Below are 20,869 nucleotides of genomic sequence, written 5' to 3' on the forward strand. Positions count from 1 at the left end.
TACAGAACTTTGCTCTTCATAATAACCAACATTTTAACTACCAAAGCCAACAGCCATTTTTGCGTAGTTCTGTTATAAATTTAAAATATAATAGCAGTAGCTATATGTAAAACATAATATTATGAGTACCATAGAACATACAAATGCACTTACAGAAGCTCGTGCTTTAGTAGTACCTTCACGAGAATTATCATTAAGACGCGATCCATCTGTTTCTCAATTTTGGAACGAAAATCGCAAACTACTAGAAGCTGCTTGGGCAGAATGGGAAATAGAAAACAAAGATGATTTATTAGTTCCTGACGAAACCTTGCTAGACCCACGATTACGTAAAGCCATTAAAGACGCTTGGGAAAACCCAGAAAAAGAATCTGCTGTTGCCGATTTGTGGGAAGAAATTATACCTGGTGTTTATGTAGCACAGTTTTTTGATCCAGATCGTTTAGCAGATTTTCGTAACTATCTAGAAGCTGTAGCAAACTTAGGAGTGCCAAAACGTGCACCTTATGGTATTCAATTAAACCGATATGGAATGATGTTAGACCCTCGTTCTGAAGGTCATCTGGCAGCACCCAATTTTCAGGCATTTTATAACGATATGATGGACCGTTTTATGCGTCCTATAGCACGTTTGTTATTAGGAACTTACGGCTATGACAATCAGACTTTTGGTTTTTCAATACAGTACAATCCAGATAAAGACAAGGATTTACACGCGCATATTGATGCCTCTGCAGCTACCTTGAATATCAATATCAACTTACCAGATGAGAAGTTTACAGGATCTGAGGTTGATTTTTATGATAAAGCTTCAGGAAAAACGGTACAAGCTATATTTGAGCCGGGTAAAGCAATCATCCATAGCGGTAATGTGCCACACGCAACGCACCCCATTACAAGCGGACAACGTAGTAATTTAGTAGTGTGGTTATATGGAGATCGTATGCAAATACCACGTGGTAGTACAAGCAGCTACGGAAATACTAGCAACAGCGACACCATTAAAGATGTTGCTTTAGAAAGCATCACCGCTCGCCAGCGATGGAGTTTAGCTGATGGTCCTAAAGATACCGTTGCACCTTTTTAAGAAACGTAGGTTAATGATTATCTTAGAACAAGAATAAAATTAATAGAACTGGCAATACAACGAGTGCCAGTTTTTCATCAACATAAACATATAGGAATGAGCAAGACCATATTAATTACTGGAAGTACTGACGGCATAGGTAAACTAGCCGCCATACAGCTAGCCAAACAGGGACATACCCTGTACATACACGGTCGTAATGCTACAAAAGTAGCAGAGACCATTGCCACCATAAAAGCCGAATCTAACAATGAACACATAGACGGTTTTGTAGCAGATTTTTCTAGTATGGCAGCAGTGCGCGCTATGGCTAGTGAGGTAAAAGAAAAACTCACAACGCTAGATGTACTCATAAATAACGCAGGGGTTTTTAAAAGCCGTGAGCTGTTTACAGCAGATGGGCTTGATATGCGTATGGCGGTAAATTATATAGCGCCTTACCTGCTCACCACTTCCCTACTCGATCTTCTTAAAAAAGGCGAGCACACGCGCATTATCAACTTGAGCTCTGCAGCGCAGTCATCTGTTATAGATAGCGTGCTAGCAGGTACTAAAGAAGAGATCCAGCAAGAGACCTACGCACAAAGTAAGCTTGCTTTATTAATGTGGAGCTTTGACCTAGCAATACAAGAGCCAGCACTTACGGTTATCCCTGTAAACCCAGGTTCTTTACTTAATACAAATATGGTAAAAGAAGCCTACGGTCACCACTGGTCACCAGCAGATAAAGGGGCGACTATTTTACAAGACCTGGCTACAAACCCTAGCTATGCGAGCCATAGCGGTGACTATTTTGATAATGACAAAGGTAGCTTTGGCAGGGCGCATGCAGATGCCTACAGTGAGGAAAAACGCACACACTTAATCACCACAACACAACAGATTTTGAAAAACATCTCATAAACAAAAAGCTTTGCTTACTAGAAAACAGAGCCATCTCTACCCGTGACTATTTGATTAAAAATGGTATCACGAGTTCGCGTATTGAGAGCGCCAAAGGGTCTGGTGAATCAAGGCCAATACACATTTGTGATGAGGCAGACGATAGCTGTACAGAAGTGCAGTATTTAGAAAATAGACGTTCAGATTTTATTGTGGTTAGCGGGTAGCAACACCTTGTATTTACCCAATAACTGTAAGCCTTCCTAGTTCCCCAGCTATAGTGAAGGCTTATTTTTATGCAAGCCTTTAATAGCTGCAGACTAATGGTGTGTGGAGTTTTCACGCTTTCGCGAAAGCGTACCATAAATACCTCATAAACAGCACCTCATTTGCAAGCTACGGCACTATAAAAGATGGTATATTTAGGGCAGTATTCATCTAATCACGCGCTATGAAATTTACCCTATTCCTCCTCACCCTACTCTGCATACTCACGGGATGCACACAGAAAGAAGCGACTTCACAAGAAACCGTCGCAGCCTACTACAAGGCCGTTGCCGAAGGAAACTTCCAAGAAATAAGCAGCTTGATAGGCGATAGCATCACCATCACGGCGGGAGATTATGTGATGCCTTTTGACAAAGAAAGTTACTACGAGCACTTTAAGTGGGATTCCATATTTAAGCCCTCCTACGAGGTGGTTTCCATAGAAAGTGACAGCGCGCAAGTAATCGCTACGGTAGCGGTGAGCTCGCTGCGTTTTGAATTTTTAAAGAATAACCCACTCACCTGCAGCCATAAAATATACCTTCAAGATGGTAAAATCACTAAGCTAGAAGAAATCACCTGCATCGATGTAAACTGGGATGTGTGGCAACAAGAACGCGACTCCCTAGTAGCCTGGACCGCCCGCAATCACCCTGAGCTAGATAATTTTATTAATGACCTGAGTATGAAAGGTGCGATAAAGTATAAGAAAGCGATGGAGTTGTATGTGGGGCGCGAGAAACTTTAAATTATATCTTTCTTTTAGTATTCTATTTATTAAAACTACCCTTAAATTAAATTTAATTCAGGATCGAAACTAGTCAAGTTCTAGAGGTTATAATCACAATGAATACTTTAAATTTGAAGAATCTCAAAAGCACCAAAACGGTAAAAAATCAAAAAATGGGCATTGTAAATGAAGCTGAAATAGAATATGGTTTTGTAGGACAGCTACAAGACTTAAAGTATACATACCGTAAGGATATAAGAGATAGAAAAGCTTTAGAATCAAATTTTAGAGAGAAGTTTGAAACACTGAATCGTGTAAAATTAACCGATACGGAATTCAGTAAGCTTCTTACTGAAATAGTAAACCCAGATGTTTTTAAGGCCTCAAGCTTACTAAGAAAGCGAAATACATTCATTAGAGAGGATGATACTCCCCTGCACTATACTTTAGTAAACATTAAAGACTGGTGTAAGAATGACTTTGAGGTTATCAATCAACTGCGTATGAATACGGAAAATAGCAATCATAGATATGATGTTATTTTATTGATAAATGGATTACCGCTTGTACAAATAGAATTAAAAACATTGCAGATTAGTCCTAATCGTGCAATGCAACAAATTGTAGAATACAAAAACGACGTTGGTAATGGTTATACCAACTCATTAATGTGCTTTATGCAATTGTTTATAGTAAGCAATAGATCAAGAACTTTTTACTTTTCTAATAATAATAACAAGCACTTTGCTTTTAATGCAGATGAGCAGTTTTTACCTGTCTATACCTTAGCCAAAAAAGACAATACTAAAATCAACCACTTAGACGATTTTACAGAAAAGTTTTTAGCCAAGTGTACATTGGGTGAAATGATAAGCCGCTATATGGTTTTGGTTGAAACGGAGCAAAAAATACTGGTAATGCGACCGTATCAGATTTATGCGGTAAAGGCTATTGTAGATTGTATAGAACAAGATAGAGGAAACGGGTATATATGGCATACTACAGGAAGTGGTAAAACCTTAACTTCATTTAAAGCTTCTACCCTTCTAAAAGACAATGATGATGTAGACAAATGTCTATTTGTGGTTGACAGAAAAGACTTGGACAGACAGACTAGAGAGGAATTTAACAAGTTTCAGGAAGGCAGTGTAGAAGAAAATACTAATACCAACACATTGGTTAAAAGAATGCTTTCTACAGATTATGCAGATAAGGTAATCGTTACTACTATTCAAAAGTTAGGTCTTGCTCTTAATGAAAACAGTAAACGAAACAGAAAGCAAAAAGAAGATAATAAAGAAAGTTACTACGACAGGCTAAGCTCTCTTAAGGACAAACGTTTTGTATTTATTTTTGACGAGTGTCACCGTTCGCAGTTTGGAGATAATCACGAAGCTATTGTTGAGTTTTTCCCAAAGGCACAGTTATTTGGTTTTACAGGAACACCCATTTTTGAAGAAAATGCAACCTACAAAACTATTGAAGGAAAACAAGCATCTTACAAAACAACAAAAGATGTTTTTCAACAAGAGTTACACGCGTATACGATTACAAATGCTATAGAGGATAGAAATGTTCTTCGTTTTCATATTGACTACTTTAAGCCAGACGGAAAAGTTAGTCCTGGAGGTGATTTACATAAGCTAGCTGCGGCAAAAGCAATCATTGACAAACACGATAAGGCTACACACTTTAGAAGATTTAATAGTGTTTTTGCAACTGCATCTATAAATGACGCTATCCAATACTATGAGCTTTTTAAGGATTTACAAGCAGCAGAAATAGAAGCAAATCAAGATTATAAGCCTCTTAATATTGCTTGTGTATTCTCTCCTCCTGCAGAAGGAAATAAAGACGTAAAACAATTACAAGAAGATTTACCGCAGGAAAAAGCAGATAATGAAGTGGAGCCAAACGAGAAAAAGATAGCGCTCACCTCAATTATTAAAGATTATAACCATCAATACGACACAAACCACAGAATAGGAGATTTTGATTTATACTATCAAGATGTACAGCAACGTATAAAAGACCAGAAATACACGAATGCTGATTATCCTCATAAAAATAAAATTGATGTGATGATCGTAGTAGATATGTTACTTACCGGTTTTGACTCTAAGTATCTGAATACATTATACGTAGACAAAAATTTAAAGTACCACGGTCTTATACAAGCATATTCTCGTACCAACAGAGTAATAAACGATACAAAACCTTATGGTAATATTCTAGTATTTAGAGACCAGGAGGAAGATGTAGATAAAGCAATGATACGCTTCTCTGGAGCAAAAATAGAGAAGGCAAAAGAAATCTGGTTAGTAGATGCCGCTCCCAAAGTAATTGCCAAATATAAAAATGCGGTTGAACAACTTCACCAGTATATGGAAGCAAAGGGATTAAACCCAACAGCCTCTGAGGTAGATAATTTAAAAGGAAATGAAGCACGTGCTGGCTTTATCAATGTATTTAAAGAAGTACAGCGTTATAAAACACAGCTAGATCAATATACAGACCTAGAAGAAGAACAGACTAAAGCCATTGAATCACTGTTACCTGAAGATGAGTTACGCTCATTTAAATCTGTGTATTTAGACACAGCCAAACGACTACAGGCTGCACAGAAAAAAGAGGGTGAAAAAGCGCCAGAAGATGTACAGCAATTAGATTTTGAATTTGTATTGTTTTCTTCTGCAGTGATAGATTACGACTACATCATTGGTTTGATTGCACAATACACGCAAGACAAACCATCTAAGCATAAAATGACACGTGAAGAACTCATAAACCTTTTAGGCTCTAGTGCTAATTTACTGGAGGAACGTGATGATATTATTGCTTATATAAATACCTTAAAAGTTGGTTTCGCTTTAAGCGAAAATGAAATTCAAAAAGGATACCAGCAATTTAAAGACAATAAAACAGCAGCAGACATACAAACTATTGCAGAAAAGCATAGTATTACAACCGAAAGCCTTAACTCTTTTATTGATGAAATTATGAACCGTATGATTTTTGATGGCGAAAAACTGACCGATTTACTAGCGCCATTAGACTTAGGGTGGAAAGAACGGCGCCCCAGAGAAGAAGCGTTGATGGTAGACTTAGTACCATTACTAAAGAAACTTGCCCAAGGGCGTGAAATAGCAGGATTAAATGCATATGAATAAAAAGAAAGAAAAAATAGTTCCTGAATTGCGTTTCCCTGAGTTCGAGAATGATGGAAATTGGGCTGAAACAATTTTAGATGATGTTGCAGATTATGAAAATGGAAAGGCTCACGAAAAAGAAATTTCTGAAACAGGGAAATATAAAGTAGTTAATTCTAAGTTTATATCTACAGAAGGAGAGGTAGTTAAATATACTAATTCAGCAAATTTAAGAGCTAGTGTAGGTGATATATTGATGGTGTTGAGTGATATTCCAAACGGTAGAGCAATTGCAAAATGTTTTTATGTAGATATAAATGATACTTATACCGTAAATCAACGTATCTGTAAAATTACGCCTACAGACATTAATAATAAATTTCTGTTTTACATTCAGAATAGAAATAAATATTTTTTAGCTTTTGATGATGGTGTTAAACAAACTAATCTTAGAAAAGATACGGTTTTATCATTTCCATTTTTTAAGCCTAAAAACCCAAATGAACAACTAAAAATAGCCAATTGCCTATCTTCATTAGATACTCTAATTACCGCAGAAACTGACAAACTTGACCATTTAAAAGACCACAAAAAAGGGTTGTTACAACAGTTATTTCCTGCAAATGGGGAAACTAAACCACAATATCGTTTTCCAGAGTTTGAGAATGATGGAAATTGGGAGAATACTACTTTAGGTAAAATTGCCAAATTTAGAAGGGGTAGTTTCCCTCAACCATATGGCAGACCAGAGTGGTATGACGATGAAAATGGTATGCCGTTTATACAAGTTTATGATGTTGATACTAACTTAAAAATAAAACCAAAAACAAAAAGAAAAATAAGTGCCTTAGCTGCCGAAAAAAGTGTTTTCATAGCTAAGGGAACAGTAATAATTACCATACAAGGCTCAATAGGTAGAGTAGCTATTACACAATATGATGCGTTTATTGATAGAACATTGTTACTTTTTGAAGAATTCTATAAACCTATAGATAAATTATTTTTTGCTTACGTGATTCAATTATTATTTGAAATCGAAAAAGAAAAAGCCCCAGGAGGTATAATAAAGACAATAACTAAAGAGGTACTAACTAGCTTTAATATTTATGTACCTGATGTTTTGGAACAACAAAGAATAGCTAAATGTCTATCTTCATTAGATGATTTAATTACCCTTCAAACTCAAAAAACAAAAGCCTTACAAAAACACAAAAAAGGGTTGATGCAAAAATTATTTCCAAACATCCTATAAGAATGAATCATAAAGTAATTGCAGAAGAAATATACGGTTTAAATGAAAATATCATTTTAATATATGCATTCAATGGTACAGGGAAAACGAGATTATCTGTAGCGTATAAAGATATCTCCAAAGAAAAAAACGATGGCAATCATTCAGGTGTTTATTACAATGCCTTTAGTGAGGATTTGTTTGTTTGGGATAATGATGAACCAAATGATAATGAAGATATAAAACTTACAATAAATAGTAGTAGCTTAAACAAATTCCATTCTTTTTTAGATGTTCCTAATATTGAGGAAAAACTAGCCTTGTATAAACCAAAATATAAATTTAAGTTTAATTATGCAGATTTAGAAAAAGGTTTTGATTCGGTTACATTCTATGTGGATGAAGAAACAGAAAATCCAATAAAAATTTCAAGAGGTGAAGAACGTATTTTTGTATGGTGCTTTTTTTTAGCATTATTTGAAGTTGATGGTTTTGCTGACATCCAAAATGCACACTTCTTTATTGATGACCCCGTATCAAGTTTAGATGATCATAATATATATGTGACTTCTGAATCTATATTTAATTTAATAGAGGAGAACTATCTTGACAAAAATATAGTCATAACTACACATCACATTGGCTTATTTTCAATTCTTGCAGATAGATTAACTAGAGGTGAAAAAAGTGGACGATTTAAACAACTTACAAAAGCGGTTATTCTCAAAAACAATGGAGAAAACGTAGAGTTAAAAAGTGTGAGAAACGATGTTTTCCTTTTTCATCTTCACTTAATGCAAATCATAGATGACGCGATTAACTCAGAATTATTTGCCTATCACTTTGTCTTATTAAGACAATTATTAGAGAATATATCTTCCTTTATCGGAATGGGTAGAATAAGTTTTACTCTTGAACAAATAGGAGTCGATAATGAAAAAATAGAGGAAACTATGAGTATAATAAATCACTTATCGCATAAAAACGCATATAAACTTCAGTTCAACAAGATGGCTGAAGATGAAGAAAATATATTAAAAGATATATTTCAAAAAATACAAATTAAATATAAGTTTAAGTACTAGCAAAAATGACCACAGAACAAGATCAAGAAAAGTTAGGTAAGGCACTTTGGGATATCGCAAATGAGCTTAGAGGTGCAATGAATGCAGATGATTTTCGTGATTATATGCTTTCATTTCTCTTTTTACGCTACCTATCAGATAATTATGAAGGGTCTGTAAAAAAAGAATTAGGTTCAGACTATCCTAAGTTAGATGAAGATGATAAGCGCACACCGCTTTCAGTTTGGTATGAAAACAATCCAGATGATATAGCCCCTTTTGAAAAACAAATGCGCCGTAAAGTGCATTATGTTATCGAGCCTAAATATTTATGGGGTAGTATTTCAGAATTAGCACGCACACAAGACGAAGCTTTATTGAAAGACTTGCAAGATGGATTTAAACATATTGAAAATGACTCATTTGAAAGCTCTTTCAAAGGATTATTCTCAGAAATCAATCTAGATTCAGAAAAACTTGGTAAAACATACGCAGAAAGAAATAAGAAGCTGTGTAAAATTATAACCAAGATATCAGAAGGTATTGCTGCTTTTTCAAAGGAAAGCGATAAGCTTGGTGATGCATATGAGTATTTAATTGGAGAATTTGCAGCGGGTTCGGGTAAAAAAGCAGGAGAGTTTTACACACCACAACAATTATCTACAATACTATCAGAAATTGTAACCTTAGATAGTCAAAACCCAAAAGCAGGTAAAAAGAAAAAGCTAAACAAAGTATTAGATTTTGCTTGTGGTTCTGGTTCTTTACTTCTTAATGTAAAAGATAAAATTGAAAAAGAAGGCGGTGCGATTAGTAGAATTTACGGTCAGGAAAAGAATATAACAACTTACAACTTAGCACGTATGAATATGTTGTTGCACGGTGTTAAGGACTCAGAATTTGAAATATTTCACGGTGATACTTTAAAAAATGAGTGGGGTTTATTAAATGAAATGAACCCAGCTAAAAAAACGACCTTCGATGCAATAGTAGCTAACCCGCCTTTTAGCCTCCGTTGGGATGCATCTGAAGCGATGGGTGAAAATTTCCGTTTTAAAAATTATGGTTTAGCTCCAAAATCAGCCGCAGACTTTGCTTTTTTATTACACGGTTTACACTTTTTAAGTGATGAAGGTACAATGGCTATAATCTTGCCTCACGGAGTCTTATTTAGAGGTGGCGCAGAGCAACGTATCAGAGAAAAGCTATTAAAAGACGGAAATATAGATACTGTAATTGGTTTACCTTCAAACCTATTCTTTTCAACAGGTATTCCCGTGTGCATATTGATTATTAAGAAATGTAAAAAAGAAGATGATGTATTATTTATAAATGCGAGTGAGCATTATAAAAAAGTAAAACGTCAAAATGTATTACGTGATGGTAAGGTAAATGGCGTGCTAGACCCAAAAGAGCCCAATGATATTAAAAAGATTATTGACACGTATCAAAATCGTCCAGAAAAAGAAGAGCGATATGCACGTAGAGTATCAATGGTAGAAATTGAGAAAAATGATTACAACCTCAATATATCACGTTACGTAAGTACAGCAAAACCAGAAATTATAATAAAATTAAAAGAGGTAAATGATAAAATAGTTGAGGTAGAAAAGAAGGCAGCAAAAGCACTTGCAGAGCATAACAAATTTTTAAAGGAACTTGGTTTAGATACTATATAAGATGTTCGATGTAAGTGATGCTCAATTTTTAATAAAACAACAGGTAGACCGTATTGTTGAAGAAGTCCTCTGCAATAGAGACAATGATAATTTCTATCATAAAGGGGTGTTCAACACACAAAACCTTCCTGATCATTTAGGGTATAGCTATTTTCCTAATATTGACGATAAATTCAGAGAAATCATCTTTGATAAATTATATAATATTAGAGAAAATCACTGTTTGTATTGGTTTGAACTTGAAAACCACGAAAAAGCAAATGAGCTCAATACGTTGTTATGTACTTATCGTAACAATGTAGAAAATATTAACTACAAAAAAGTACCCGTAAAAAATAACAATAGTGATAGTAAGATTTTATATTTAGGAGTACGACAAGGTGGCCATCGTAAAAGAGATAATCTCACAAATATTGCTGGGAGGATATTACAGCACTTGGGCTATTATGATAAAAAGACAACGCAAGGGCTTCAACTATATGAATACGCGCGAAATAAAGACTTCGCAATAACACTAAAAGTTATTGAATTCAAAGGTATAGAGCCATACTGCCTCAATGTAGTTGAAAAATTATTAGCAAAGAAGATGCAACCATTATCTGGTACTCATTAAATAAACTCTCAAAGCATTTATAAGGGTATTTATAGTTTAAATCAATGACAAGTGCTCGCTATTCCTTTTACTGCTTCATATCGTCTTTAAATAGTGTATATAGCCTATTGAAACACATTAAATTAAATTTTTCGCGAAAGCGTGGAATACCACCCCAATGACCATAGAAGACCTAGCAGGCACATACACCATCGCAGGAAGCAACCAAAGTGCAGATGCAGCTGGCTATGAGGGCGAACTCACACTAGCGCTAGATGAGCACAAGAGAATTCTTGCTACTTGGCTCATAAGTGGTGATCAGCGCCAACAAGGAACTGGTTTCTTTAAGAATAATATTCTGGTGATTAATTTTAATTATAAGGGCGATGACGAGACCATCTACAAAGGTGTCGTCGTCTATCAATGCATCACCAAAGACCTACTAGAAGGCTTTTGGTCAGAAAAACACGGTAATCCGCTATACCTAGGTGAAGAACGCTGCTATAGAAAAGGAGTAAATAAGGAGGTGCTTAATTAGTCGTTAGGCGGTAGTTGGTAGGCGGTAGTCGGTAGCTTGTAGGCGGTAGCTTGTAGGCGATAGCTTGTAGGCGATAGGCGGTTGTAGCATAGCTTAAGTAACGTATTCTATATTCGAATATGGAATAAGAAAGGGATTACCTGCGGTGATCCCAGAAGGGAATCCTGGGCAAGCATGAAACCTTCAACGAGCGGTGCTCGTTAGGTTTTTTGTTTTCTACCCCTACTTACAAGCGGAAATTAGAAATAAAAAATTGGCGAAAATTAGAAGGGGATTACCTGCGGTGATCCCAGAGGGGAATCCTGGGCAAGCATGAAAACCTTAACGAGCGGTGCTCGTTAGGTTTTTTGTTTTCTACCCCTACTTTCAAGCAGAAATTAGAAATATTTAATTGGTGAAAATTAGAAAGGGATTACCTGCGGTGATCCCAGAGGGGAATCCTAGGCAAGCATGAAAACCTTAACGAGCGGTGCTCGTTAGGTTTTTTGTTTTCTACCCCTACTTACAAGCGGAAATTAGAAATAAATAATTGGTGAAAAATAGAAAAAGGGATTACCTAAAGGTGATCGCAAAAGGGAATCCTGGGCAAGCATGAAATCCTTAACGAGCGGTGCTCGTTAGGTTTTTTGTTTTATCCTTCGCCTACCAAGCGAGCTTGGGGCGAGGAATAAAACAAAAAACCCGCAACGTTGTTGCGGGTTTCTTTTGCGGAGAATGAGGGATTCGAACCCCCGGAGGTGTGACCCTCAACAGTTTTCAAGACTGCCGCATTCGACCACTCTGCCAATTCTCCTAGAGTGCCTCATCAAGCTATCTGCTTGATTGCGGGTGCAAATATACAGTGCTTTTTCCTTTACAACAACACTTTTTTGTAGTTTTTTTCAATCAACCACATAACTCCCACTACCCGAGCACTTTTAGCACTGAAAAAATATAATCACACCTTCCCTCAACACCTAACATCCTAACCCAAACTTCCCTGCCAAGGGAAGAAAAAATGAAGTCTCTCTTCGAAGAGAGATTTAGAGAGATGTCCCACAACAGTAAGCACACAACAGTGAGAAAACAACAGTGAGAAAACAACAGTGAGAAAACAACAGTAAGCAACAACAAGAAACCCTTCCCTGCCAAGAGAAGAAAACCACCCCTCAACTTCCCCGCAAGGGGAAGAAAAAATGAAGTCTCTCTTTGAAGAGAGATTTAGAGAGATGTCCCACAACAGTAAGCAAACAACAGTGAGAAACAACAAGAAAACCTTCCCTGCCAAGGGAAGAAAACCAACCACCACTTCCCCGCAAGGGAAAAAAAAGAAGTCTCTCTTCAAAGAGAGATTTAGAGAGATGTCCCACAACAGTGAGCAACAACAAGAAACCTTCCCCGCAAGGGGAAGAAAACCACCCACCACTTTCCCGCAAGGGAAAAAAAAGAAGTCTCTCTTCGAAGAGGGATTTAGAGAGATGTCCCACAACAGTAAGCAACAACAACAAGAAACCCTTTCCCGCAAGGGAAAGAAAAATGAAGTCTCTCTTCGAAGAGAGATTTAGAGAGATGTTTCACAACAGTAAGCAACAACAAGAAAACCTTCCCTGCCAAGGGAAGAAAAGCCCCCCAAAATTCTGTTCATCAAAATTCCAATAACGTCCCTCTAGTTTTAAAAAGCGTTAAACATTTATCATAATCTTTTTATATTTGCCGGAAGATCCCTAGTTATGAAATCTGTGTACACCATCTGTTACTTTAGTAAAGCCTCTGAGGATCTATCTGAAGAAGAAATTCAAGAAATCTTTGATCATACTAATGAGCGCAATAATGAGCGTGGTGTGCGTGGTATACTACTACACTCTTTTGGTAACTTCTTCCAAGTACTAGAAGGTGACGAAGCGTATCTCACCAACTTATACACTACTAAAATCAAAAATGATACGCGTCACCACAGCGTGTTTGAGGTAATTAATAAAGAAAGTCCTAAGTCACTTTTTGAAGAATATAACTCACGTTTTCAAACTATTGAAAATAGAGAGCAGCTAGATGAGATTAAAGCATATCTCAAAGTACACTCGATACAATCTACTACCTCAGATAAGCTATCACGTCTTTTACGATCTTTTATTATACTTGATTAACCATCAAATAACCGTCATAAAAAAAAGCCTCACTGTTAAAACAGTGAGGCTTTTTACTTAGTGATGCTTGTACTTATACGTTAAATAAGAAATGCATTACATCTCCATCCTTAACAATATATTCTTTTCCTTGTACAGCTAGCTTTCCAGCCTCACGTACTTTTGACTCACTACCATAAGTAATAAAATCTTCATATTGTATTACCTCTGCGCGTATAAAGCCTTTCTCAAAGTCTGTGTGGATTACTCCCGCAGCTTGTGGTCCAGTTGCTCCTATATTAATTGTCCATGCACGTACTTCCTTTACACCTGCTGTAAAGTATGTTTGCTGGTTTAATAACTTGTAGGCTCCACGTATTAACACAGCGCTTCCTGGTTCTTCAAGACCTATATCTGCAAGAAACATCTGGCGCTCTTCATAATCATCTAGCTCTGTAATATCTGCCTCTGTGCCTACAGCAAGTACTACTACCTCTGCGTTTTCTTCTTTTACAGCCTCGCGTACCTTAGTTACATACTCATTACCATTTACAGCAGCGCCTTCATCTACATTACACACGTACATTACTGGCTTGTCTGTGATAAATTGTAATGGTTTTACATACTCATCTCTGGCATCATCATCTATCTCAATAGCTCGTACAGACACACCTGCTTCTAGTCCTGCTTTTATTTTTAAAAGCACTGCCTCTTCTGCTTGCGCTTCCTTGTTACCTGTGCGCGATGCTCTTTTTACTTTTTCAAGCTTCTTATCTGTAGTCTCAAGATCTTTAAGTTGTAGCTCAATATCGATAGTTTCTTTATCGCGTATAGGATCTACACTTCCATCTACGTGTACAATATTATCGTTGTCAAAACAACGTAGTACGTGTATGATAGCATCTGTCTCACGTATATTTCCTAGAAATTGATTTCCTAGTCCTTCTCCTTTACTTGCTCCTTTTACAAGACCTGCGATATCTACAATCTCTACCGTAGCAGGGATTACACGCTCAGGCTTTACAAGCTCTTCAAGTTTCGATAGACGTTCATCTGGTACATTTACCACACCTACGTTAGGCTCTATAGTACAAAACGGGTAGTTTGCACTTTGCGCTTTGGCATTAGACAGACAGTTAAAAAGGGTTGACTTCCCTACGTTAGGTAATCCTACGATTCCAGCTTTCATAAAATAATGTGTATTAATAGTACGCTTTCGCGAAAGCGGAAAAAATACCTTTCCACTCTTTTTTCAGGATGCAAAGATAATTCTTATTTATAGATCTACCGACTGCCAGACCAAGCTTATATAAACAACCGAAAGTTGTGATATTTTAAGAGAAAGAGGAGGTTGCTACACAAACTTTGGCAAAGACTTAGCAAAGCATTACCAAACCCTTAAGCCTCATACGATGATTGCATGGGTACCTTTGTACAGAACCAAAACAAACAACATGAAGAAGTTAATATATACGGTATGTGCAGCACTTTTTACAATCACTGCAGCACAAGCACAAGAAACGATAGAAGAAACGACAACGACAAGAACGACGGTAAAGTCTTCACTAGGTAATGAGACTGTGTACAAAACAGAAAAGGTATCTACCGTAACGCCTACACAACTGGATCCTACAGAAGAAGGACAATTAAACCAAACGCTACAACGAGGAAATACTGTTGTAAAACGTGAGGTGACATATACTTATAATGATTCTGAGTTTAATCTTAAGGAATCTGAAGATGGATATACGATTATGAGAACTCGTGATAATGACACCTCTGAGTATGGGACCATGCGCCAACTTGCAAAAGGTGACGTATACTTGCTCAAAACTGCAAACGGAATTTCTGTAAGCTACTTTGATGAGGATGGAAATATGGTGTCTGAGGAGTATAACAATGATGATGACTCTGTAACGACTGTGACTTATAAAATCAAAAAAACGCCAACTTCTACTCAGTTTTAAGAAGTAACGCATGATATTACAGCCATAGACAACTTTGGTTGGTTAGATTCCCGAGAGCGCGAGCCTCGGGTTTCTTTTTGTTAGGCTTTCGCCAAAATTTGAACACTTTACCCTCAATCCATACATTTACAAGTATCTTAGTATCCTAGATATTCTTTATTAGTACATTATGAAAGCTTTATTTACACTCATCCTAGGTTTTTTAATCGCGCTTACCTCCTACTCACAAGAAATTACAGGAGACTGGACAGGTACCGTAGACTTTCAAGGAAAAAAGCTGGACTTTGCTTTTCACATTCAAGAAGAAAATAGCGCTCTTGCCACCACAATGGATATCCCAAGCCAAGGACTTATGGCGGGAAAGGCAGCAACTACTACGTTTACAAATGACACACTCGTCGCGACTTTTCCAGATTTTAATATCATCTACAAAGGTGCTTTTGAAAATGATGGCTTTACGGGTAATATTATCCAAAATAACTTTCCCGTAGCACTCAACCTCGAGCGTGGTGTGATCACATTAAACAGACCACAACAACCGAAGGCTCCCTTTAACTACACCACAAAAGAACTCGTTTTTAAGAATAAGGAGGACGATATCGAACTTAGCGGTACACTCACACTTCCTAATTATATAAAAAATCCTCCCGTAGCCATAATCATAAGCGGTAGCGGCCCGCAGAATAGAGATGGAGATATGTTTGGCCACCAGCTTTACTATGTACTAGCAGATTATCTCACAAGGCAAGGGATTGCCGTTTTTAGATATGACGAGCGCGGCGTAGGCGAGTCTACAGGAACTTTTAAAACCGCAGGCATCACCGAGTTTACGAGAGATGCCACGGCTGCACTTGAGTATCTTAAAAAGCGTTCTTATCTCAAGGAGTCTAAATTTGGTTTCATAGGTCATAGCATAGGAGGGATTATCGCTCCGCAAATTGCGGCAACTAATGATGATGTAGATTTTACAGTCATGCTCGCAGGACCTGGAATAGATGGTGACCAACTCATGCTCTCACAAAAAGCAGCGCTAGAACGGTTATTTAATGTACCAGAAGCTCAAATACAACAAGGACTAGAAATGATAGGACTTGCTTATGAGATCATTGTAAATGCTCCAGAAAATCATAGAGACCTAAAAAACGAAGTAAATGCAGCCTTACTTAACAAACTTGGTCCTAATGTACCCGCACAGCAAGTGGAATCCATCACAAATCAAATCACTACTCCCGAGATCATAAGTCTACTAAGAACGAAGCCAAGTACATTTTTAAGTAAAGTCAAAACTCCTATTCTCGCAATGAATGGCAAAAAGGATCTCCAAGTTCCTTATGAAGAGAATCTAGAAGCTATAAAAGAAGCTTTTGCTGCTAGTAATAATGAGCGTATAAGAACGGTAGCCTTTGAAGGGCTTAATCATCTCTTTCAAGAAAGCACCACTGGCGCGTTAACGGAATACTCAGAAATAGAGCAAACCATGGCTCCAAGAGCACTAACGCTCATTGCAAAGTGGATTAAGGAAGAAACGATACGATAATTAATTAAGAACCTTATCTATAGCTTCCTCATAGTCAGGAAACTCAATGAGGTTATTATGTCCACCTTCTGGAATGGTAATTAATACCTTTTCTTGTTGATCTATGCTGTCAAATAATCGTTTTCCGTGGGCGTATGCCACCACTTCATCTTCTGTACCATGAAACACCGCAATAGGTGATTGCACTTCATTTATATAGCGATACGTTGGGAATTCATATTTAAGTAATTTCTTGACTGGAAGGATAGAAAATCTTGAGCTTGCCTCGTTTTCAATACTGTAAAATGGGGTTTCTAGTACGAGTTGGCTCACATTTTCTTTAGCTGCAACATAGGTCGCAAAGGTTGTCCCAAGACTTCTACCGTAGCTTATTATTGGGGTTGTGGGATATTGCGCTTTCGCGAAAGCGTACCACAGCAAACTATCATCATATAAATTTTGCTCAGTAAGCGCTCCTCCACTCTTTCCATATTGGCGATAATCCATCACCACTACATTATATTGTTTCTCAACAAAAAACTGTACAATCTCTCCCCATCGGTCGAGACTTGACGCGTTACCGTGAAAGTATAAAATGGTTCCTTTTGCATCGTCTACTTGAAAGTTAAGTCCGTGTAAGCGCGCTCCATCTTGAGCATCGAGCCAAACCTCCTCAGACGGCTGGTTAAAATCAAATGTATAATCCTGCGGCAACTGCTGCGGATGAAAAATAAGATTGTCTTGAAAGAAGTATAAACCTCCACAGAGAATCGCATATAAATTCCCTAGTACAAATAGTAAAATCAATGGTCTTTTGAGCTTTATCATGTGTGCTGCTTTGATGGATGCGCTGCAAAAATACTATTCTTCTGTTCGTTTACATTAATCACAAAAGAATGAAGTATAATTCACTCAAATGCTACAAAAAATGGCCTCCTGAGATAAAGGACCTACAACCAACAATATGGAGCCCATATTACATGTAAAATGACATTAATAACCTCATTTTGTGCCATTAACATAAATTTAAGAAAAGGTTATCAAGTTGCAGATTATCTTACAGAATCTTAAAAAATCAAAAAACACAGATCATGAAAAACTTAAAAACAGCTGCTCTTGTTCTTATGACGGGAGCTTTTGTTCTTACCTCGTGTAAAGACAATGCCAGTGGTGACAAGGCACAAGCAGACAATGCAAACCTCTCTATAGACTATGAAAAATACGAACTTGAAAACGGACTAGACGTTATCTTGCATCAAGATAGTAGTGATCCTATTGTATCACTTGCGATACAATATGCCGTAGGTTCTAACCGTGAAAAGACTGGACGCACTGGTTTTGCACACCTTTTTGAGCATATGCTCTTTCAAGAATCTGAAAATGTACCACAAGATCAGTTCTTTAAAACGGTGCAAGATGCTGGAGGAACATTAAATGGAGGTACCTGGAAAGATGGAACTATCTATTACGAAACGGTACCTAACAATGCACTAGAAACGGTATTATGGCTAGAATCTGACCGTATGGGATTCTTGATTAATACAGTAACAGAATCTGCTTTTGAAAATCAGCAGGAGGTGGTTCAGAATGAAAAAAGACAACGTGTAGATAATAATCCTTACGGTCACACGGGATGGGTACTTGATAAAAACATCTATCCAGAAGGTCACCCATACAACTGGCAAGTGATTGGTGAGCTAGAAGATCTACAGAATGCTACGGTAGCAGACGTAAAAGAATTTTACGACAAGTTTTATGGTCCTAACAATGCGACACTCGTACTTGCAGGAGATTTTAAAACTGATGATGCAAAGGCGCTGATTGAGAAGTACTTTGGTGAGATTAAAAAACGTCAAGAAGTAGCTCCACTTGAGCCACAGCCAGTAACCATTGCCGAAACAAAGAAACTATACCACGAAGATAACTTTGCTCAAGCACCACAATTACACCGTGTGTACCCAACAGTACAGCAGTATACAGATGATGCCTACGCATTAGATTTCTTAGCTGAAATCCTTGCAAGCGGAAAGAAAGCTCCTTTATATAAGATTCTTGTAAAAGAAAAAGATCTTACTTCAAGAACAACAGCTTACAACAATAGCCAAGAAATTGCAGGAGAATTTCACGTGATTATCACTGCAAATAGCGGTGTAGATCTTGATCAAATTGAAGCAGCAATAGACGAAGGTCTTGCAAAATTTGAAGCAGAAGGCGTTACAGATAAAGATATAGAGCGTATTAAAGCTGGTCTTGAAACTGGTTTCTATAACGGCATAAGCAGTGTAAATGGTAAAGCGTTCCAACTAGCAAGTTATAATGTATTTGCTGGTGAGCCAGATTTTATTGAAAAAGATATTGAGAACATCAAAGCGGTTACAAAGGAAGATGTAATGCGTGTGTATAACACTTACGTAAAAGGGAAGCCATATGTGCAAACGAGTTTTGTACCTAAGGGCCAACTTAATCTTATTGTAGAAAACTCTGTAAAAGCAGATGTTGTTGAAGAAGAGATTAAAGAGAATGTAACTAAAGTAGTAAAAGACGAAATTACAGAGGTAGTAAAAACACCATCTAAAATTGATCGTGCTACGCCTCCATCTGTAGGAGAAGCTCCTGCTCTTAAAATCCCATCGTCATGGGAAGCAGAACTTTCTAACGGTATTGAAGTGTATGGTATTTCTCAAAATGAGATTCCTACGGTAAACTTTAACCTCGTGATAGAAGGTGGTCACCTACTAGATAGTATGGAAAAAAATGGGGTTGCAAACCTTATGACTGATATTATGATGGAGGGTACTGCAAATAAAACTCCAGAACAGTTAGAAGAAGCAATAGAATTACTAGGAGCAAGTATCAATATGTACACTTCTCGTGAGGCGATCACTATTCAGGGAAATACGCTTACGCGAAATTTTGCCGCTACCATGGACCTTATAGAAGAGATTTTATTTGAGCCTAGATGGGATGAGGAAGAGCTAGGGCGTATTAAGACCGCTACTATTAACGGTATTAAGCGTAGCGCTGCAAATCCTAATGCAGTAGCAAATAACGTATATAACAAAGTACTATACGGTGAAGACCACATCTTTTCTTACCCTACAAGCGGTACAGAGGAGTCTGTAAATAGCATCACGATGCAAGATTTAAAGGATTTTTACAATACTAACTTCTCTCCTTCAGTAAGTCGTTTCCACATTGTAGGAAAAATTGACAAAGAAGATGCATTAGCAGCACTTGAAGATCTTGAGTCTAAGTGGGAAGCAAAAGATGTTACAATCCCAGAATATCCTGTAGCAAATAATAGAGATAAGTCCTCACTCCTATTTGTAGACATTCCTAATGCAAAGCAATCTGTGATTAATATAGGATACATAGGGATGGCTCGTACAGATAAAGACTTTTACCCTGCCGAAGTAATGAATTACAAACTAGGAGGATCTTTCTCTGGTGCTGTAAACCTTATTTTACGTGAAGAAAAAGGATACACTTATGGAGCGCGCACCTACTTTAATGGATCTAAACTTCCAGGTACGTTTACAGCTTCTTCTAGTGTGCGTACAAATACAACTGGAGAATCTGTTGAGATTTTTAGAGATGAGATTAAAAAGTACAAAGAAGGAATTTCTGAGGAGGATCTTGCTTTTACAAAAAATGCACTCATTAAATCTAATGCACGTCGTTTTGAGACACAATTTGCCTTATTAGGAATGCTACAAGAGCGTAGCGCTTATGATCTTCCTACAGATTACATTGAGAAAGAGGAAGACGTAATACGTAACATGACTTTAGAGCAGCACAAAGCGCTTGCAAATAAATATCTTGATGAAAACAAGATGGCCTACCTTGTAGTGGGTGACGCCGCTACTCAATTTGCACAGTTCAAAAAAATGGGCTTTGACGAAGTAAAAATGCTAGACAAAGATGGAAATGAAGTAGATCTTAAGAACGTCAAGCAATAATGTGAATAAAAGTACAGTGAATTTCATTAAAAGAGTCTCCACACGGAGGCTCTTTTTTTATGCGTAAAGAATACGCTTTCGCGAAAATATGAACCACAAAAAATTA

Annotated in this window: 16 protein-coding genes and 1 tRNA gene; 14 read left to right on the forward strand and 3 right to left on the reverse strand. The window is 37.2% G+C overall.

Annotated elements, in window-relative coordinates:
- Nucleotides 1–121: 121 nt before the first annotated feature.
- From SJY23_RS14275 to SJY23_RS14315, 9 genes are all read left to right on the forward strand, one after another.
- Entirely contained in the window at nucleotides 122–1,087 is a 966-nt protein-coding gene (locus tag SJY23_RS14275) for a 2OG-Fe(II) oxygenase (RefSeq protein WP_396596866.1), read from the forward strand.
- Between the two features lie 96 nt (nucleotides 1,088–1,183).
- Nucleotides 1,184–1,990 (forward strand): SDR family NAD(P)-dependent oxidoreductase, encoded by an 807-nt coding sequence (locus SJY23_RS14280; RefSeq protein WP_396596867.1) that lies wholly within the window; start codon nucleotides 1,184–1,186, stop codon nucleotides 1,988–1,990.
- Nucleotides 1,991–2,420: 430 nt separating this feature from the next.
- Nucleotides 2,421–2,984, forward strand: a complete 564-nt coding sequence (locus SJY23_RS14285) for a hypothetical protein (protein ID WP_396596868.1) — start codon at nucleotides 2,421–2,423, stop codon at nucleotides 2,982–2,984.
- A 113-nt stretch (nucleotides 2,985–3,097) separates the two neighbouring features.
- Nucleotides 3,098–6,136, forward strand: a complete 3,039-nt coding sequence (locus SJY23_RS14290; protein ID WP_396596869.1) for a type I restriction endonuclease subunit R — start codon at nucleotides 3,098–3,100, stop codon at nucleotides 6,134–6,136.
- On the forward strand, nucleotides 6,129–7,367 hold the full coding sequence (locus SJY23_RS14295; protein WP_396596870.1) for a restriction endonuclease subunit S: 1,239 nt from the start codon (nucleotides 6,129–6,131) through the stop codon (nucleotides 7,365–7,367). The genes SJY23_RS14290 and SJY23_RS14295 overlap by 8 nt, the downstream gene beginning before the upstream one ends.
- Before the next feature lie 2 nt (nucleotides 7,368–7,369).
- A complete protein-coding gene (locus SJY23_RS14300; protein WP_396596871.1) occupies nucleotides 7,370–8,431 on the forward strand; it encodes an AAA family ATPase in 1,062 nt (353 codons plus the stop codon).
- A 5-nt stretch (nucleotides 8,432–8,436) separates the two neighbouring features.
- Nucleotides 8,437–10,089, forward strand: coding sequence for a type I restriction-modification system subunit M (locus SJY23_RS14305; RefSeq protein ID WP_396596872.1), 1,653 nt, complete (start codon nucleotides 8,437–8,439; stop codon nucleotides 10,087–10,089).
- Between the two features lies 1 nt (nucleotide 10,090).
- Entirely contained in the window at nucleotides 10,091–10,702 is a 612-nt protein-coding gene (locus tag SJY23_RS14310) for a hypothetical protein (protein WP_396596873.1), read from the forward strand.
- A gap of 157 nt (nucleotides 10,703–10,859) precedes the next feature.
- A complete protein-coding gene (locus SJY23_RS14315; protein WP_396596874.1) occupies nucleotides 10,860–11,219 on the forward strand; it encodes a hypothetical protein in 360 nt (119 codons plus the stop codon).
- Nucleotides 11,220–11,927: 708 nt separating this feature from the next.
- Here SJY23_RS14315 and SJY23_RS14320 read toward each other — a convergent pair.
- Nucleotides 11,928–12,012, reverse strand: a tRNA-Ser gene (locus tag SJY23_RS14320).
- A 382-nt stretch (nucleotides 12,013–12,394) separates the two neighbouring features.
- Between SJY23_RS14320 and SJY23_RS14325 the strand changes: the two genes are divergently transcribed.
- Both SJY23_RS14325 and SJY23_RS14330 read left to right on the forward strand, forming a co-directional pair.
- Nucleotides 12,395–12,763, forward strand: a complete 369-nt coding sequence (locus tag SJY23_RS14325) for a hypothetical protein (protein ID WP_396596875.1) — start codon at nucleotides 12,395–12,397, stop codon at nucleotides 12,761–12,763.
- Between the two features lie 165 nt (nucleotides 12,764–12,928).
- The gene (locus tag SJY23_RS14330; protein ID WP_396596876.1) at nucleotides 12,929–13,342 is read left to right on the forward strand and encodes a BLUF domain-containing protein; all 414 of its coding nucleotides are present in this window, start codon (nucleotides 12,929–12,931) and stop codon (nucleotides 13,340–13,342) included.
- A 73-nt stretch (nucleotides 13,343–13,415) separates the two neighbouring features.
- Here the strand turns inward: SJY23_RS14330 and ychF are convergent, their stop codons facing one another.
- Nucleotides 13,416–14,510, reverse strand: coding sequence for a redox-regulated ATPase YchF (gene ychF / locus SJY23_RS14335; protein WP_035336508.1), 1,095 nt, complete (start codon nucleotides 14,508–14,510; stop codon nucleotides 13,416–13,418).
- A gap of 265 nt (nucleotides 14,511–14,775) precedes the next feature.
- Between ychF and SJY23_RS14340 the strand changes: the two genes are divergently transcribed.
- Both SJY23_RS14340 and SJY23_RS14345 read left to right on the forward strand, forming a co-directional pair.
- Nucleotides 14,776–15,288 carry a hypothetical protein gene (locus SJY23_RS14340; protein WP_396596877.1) on the forward strand — a complete coding sequence of 171 codons (513 nt, stop codon included), beginning with the start codon at nucleotides 14,776–14,778 and terminating at the stop codon, nucleotides 15,286–15,288.
- 169 nt (nucleotides 15,289–15,457) lie between these two features.
- A complete protein-coding gene (locus SJY23_RS14345; RefSeq protein ID WP_396596878.1) occupies nucleotides 15,458–16,825 on the forward strand; it encodes an alpha/beta hydrolase family protein in 1,368 nt (455 codons plus the stop codon).
- Here SJY23_RS14345 and SJY23_RS14350 read toward each other — a convergent pair whose 3' ends face one another.
- Nucleotides 16,826–17,632, reverse strand: a complete 807-nt coding sequence (locus SJY23_RS14350; RefSeq protein ID WP_396596879.1) for an alpha/beta hydrolase — start codon at nucleotides 17,630–17,632, stop codon at nucleotides 16,826–16,828.
- Between the two features lie 263 nt (nucleotides 17,633–17,895).
- Here SJY23_RS14350 and SJY23_RS14355 point away from each other — a divergent pair, with 263 nt between their 5' ends.
- Nucleotides 17,896–20,763 carry a M16 family metallopeptidase gene (locus tag SJY23_RS14355; RefSeq protein ID WP_396596880.1) on the forward strand — a complete coding sequence of 956 codons (2,868 nt, stop codon included), beginning with the start codon at nucleotides 17,896–17,898 and terminating at the stop codon, nucleotides 20,761–20,763.
- Nucleotides 20,764–20,869: the final 106 nt, after the last annotated feature.

This window comes from Dokdonia sp. R86516, assembly GCF_044596715.1.
In the GTDB taxonomy this organism is placed as follows: domain Bacteria; phylum Bacteroidota; class Bacteroidia; order Flavobacteriales; family Flavobacteriaceae; genus Dokdonia.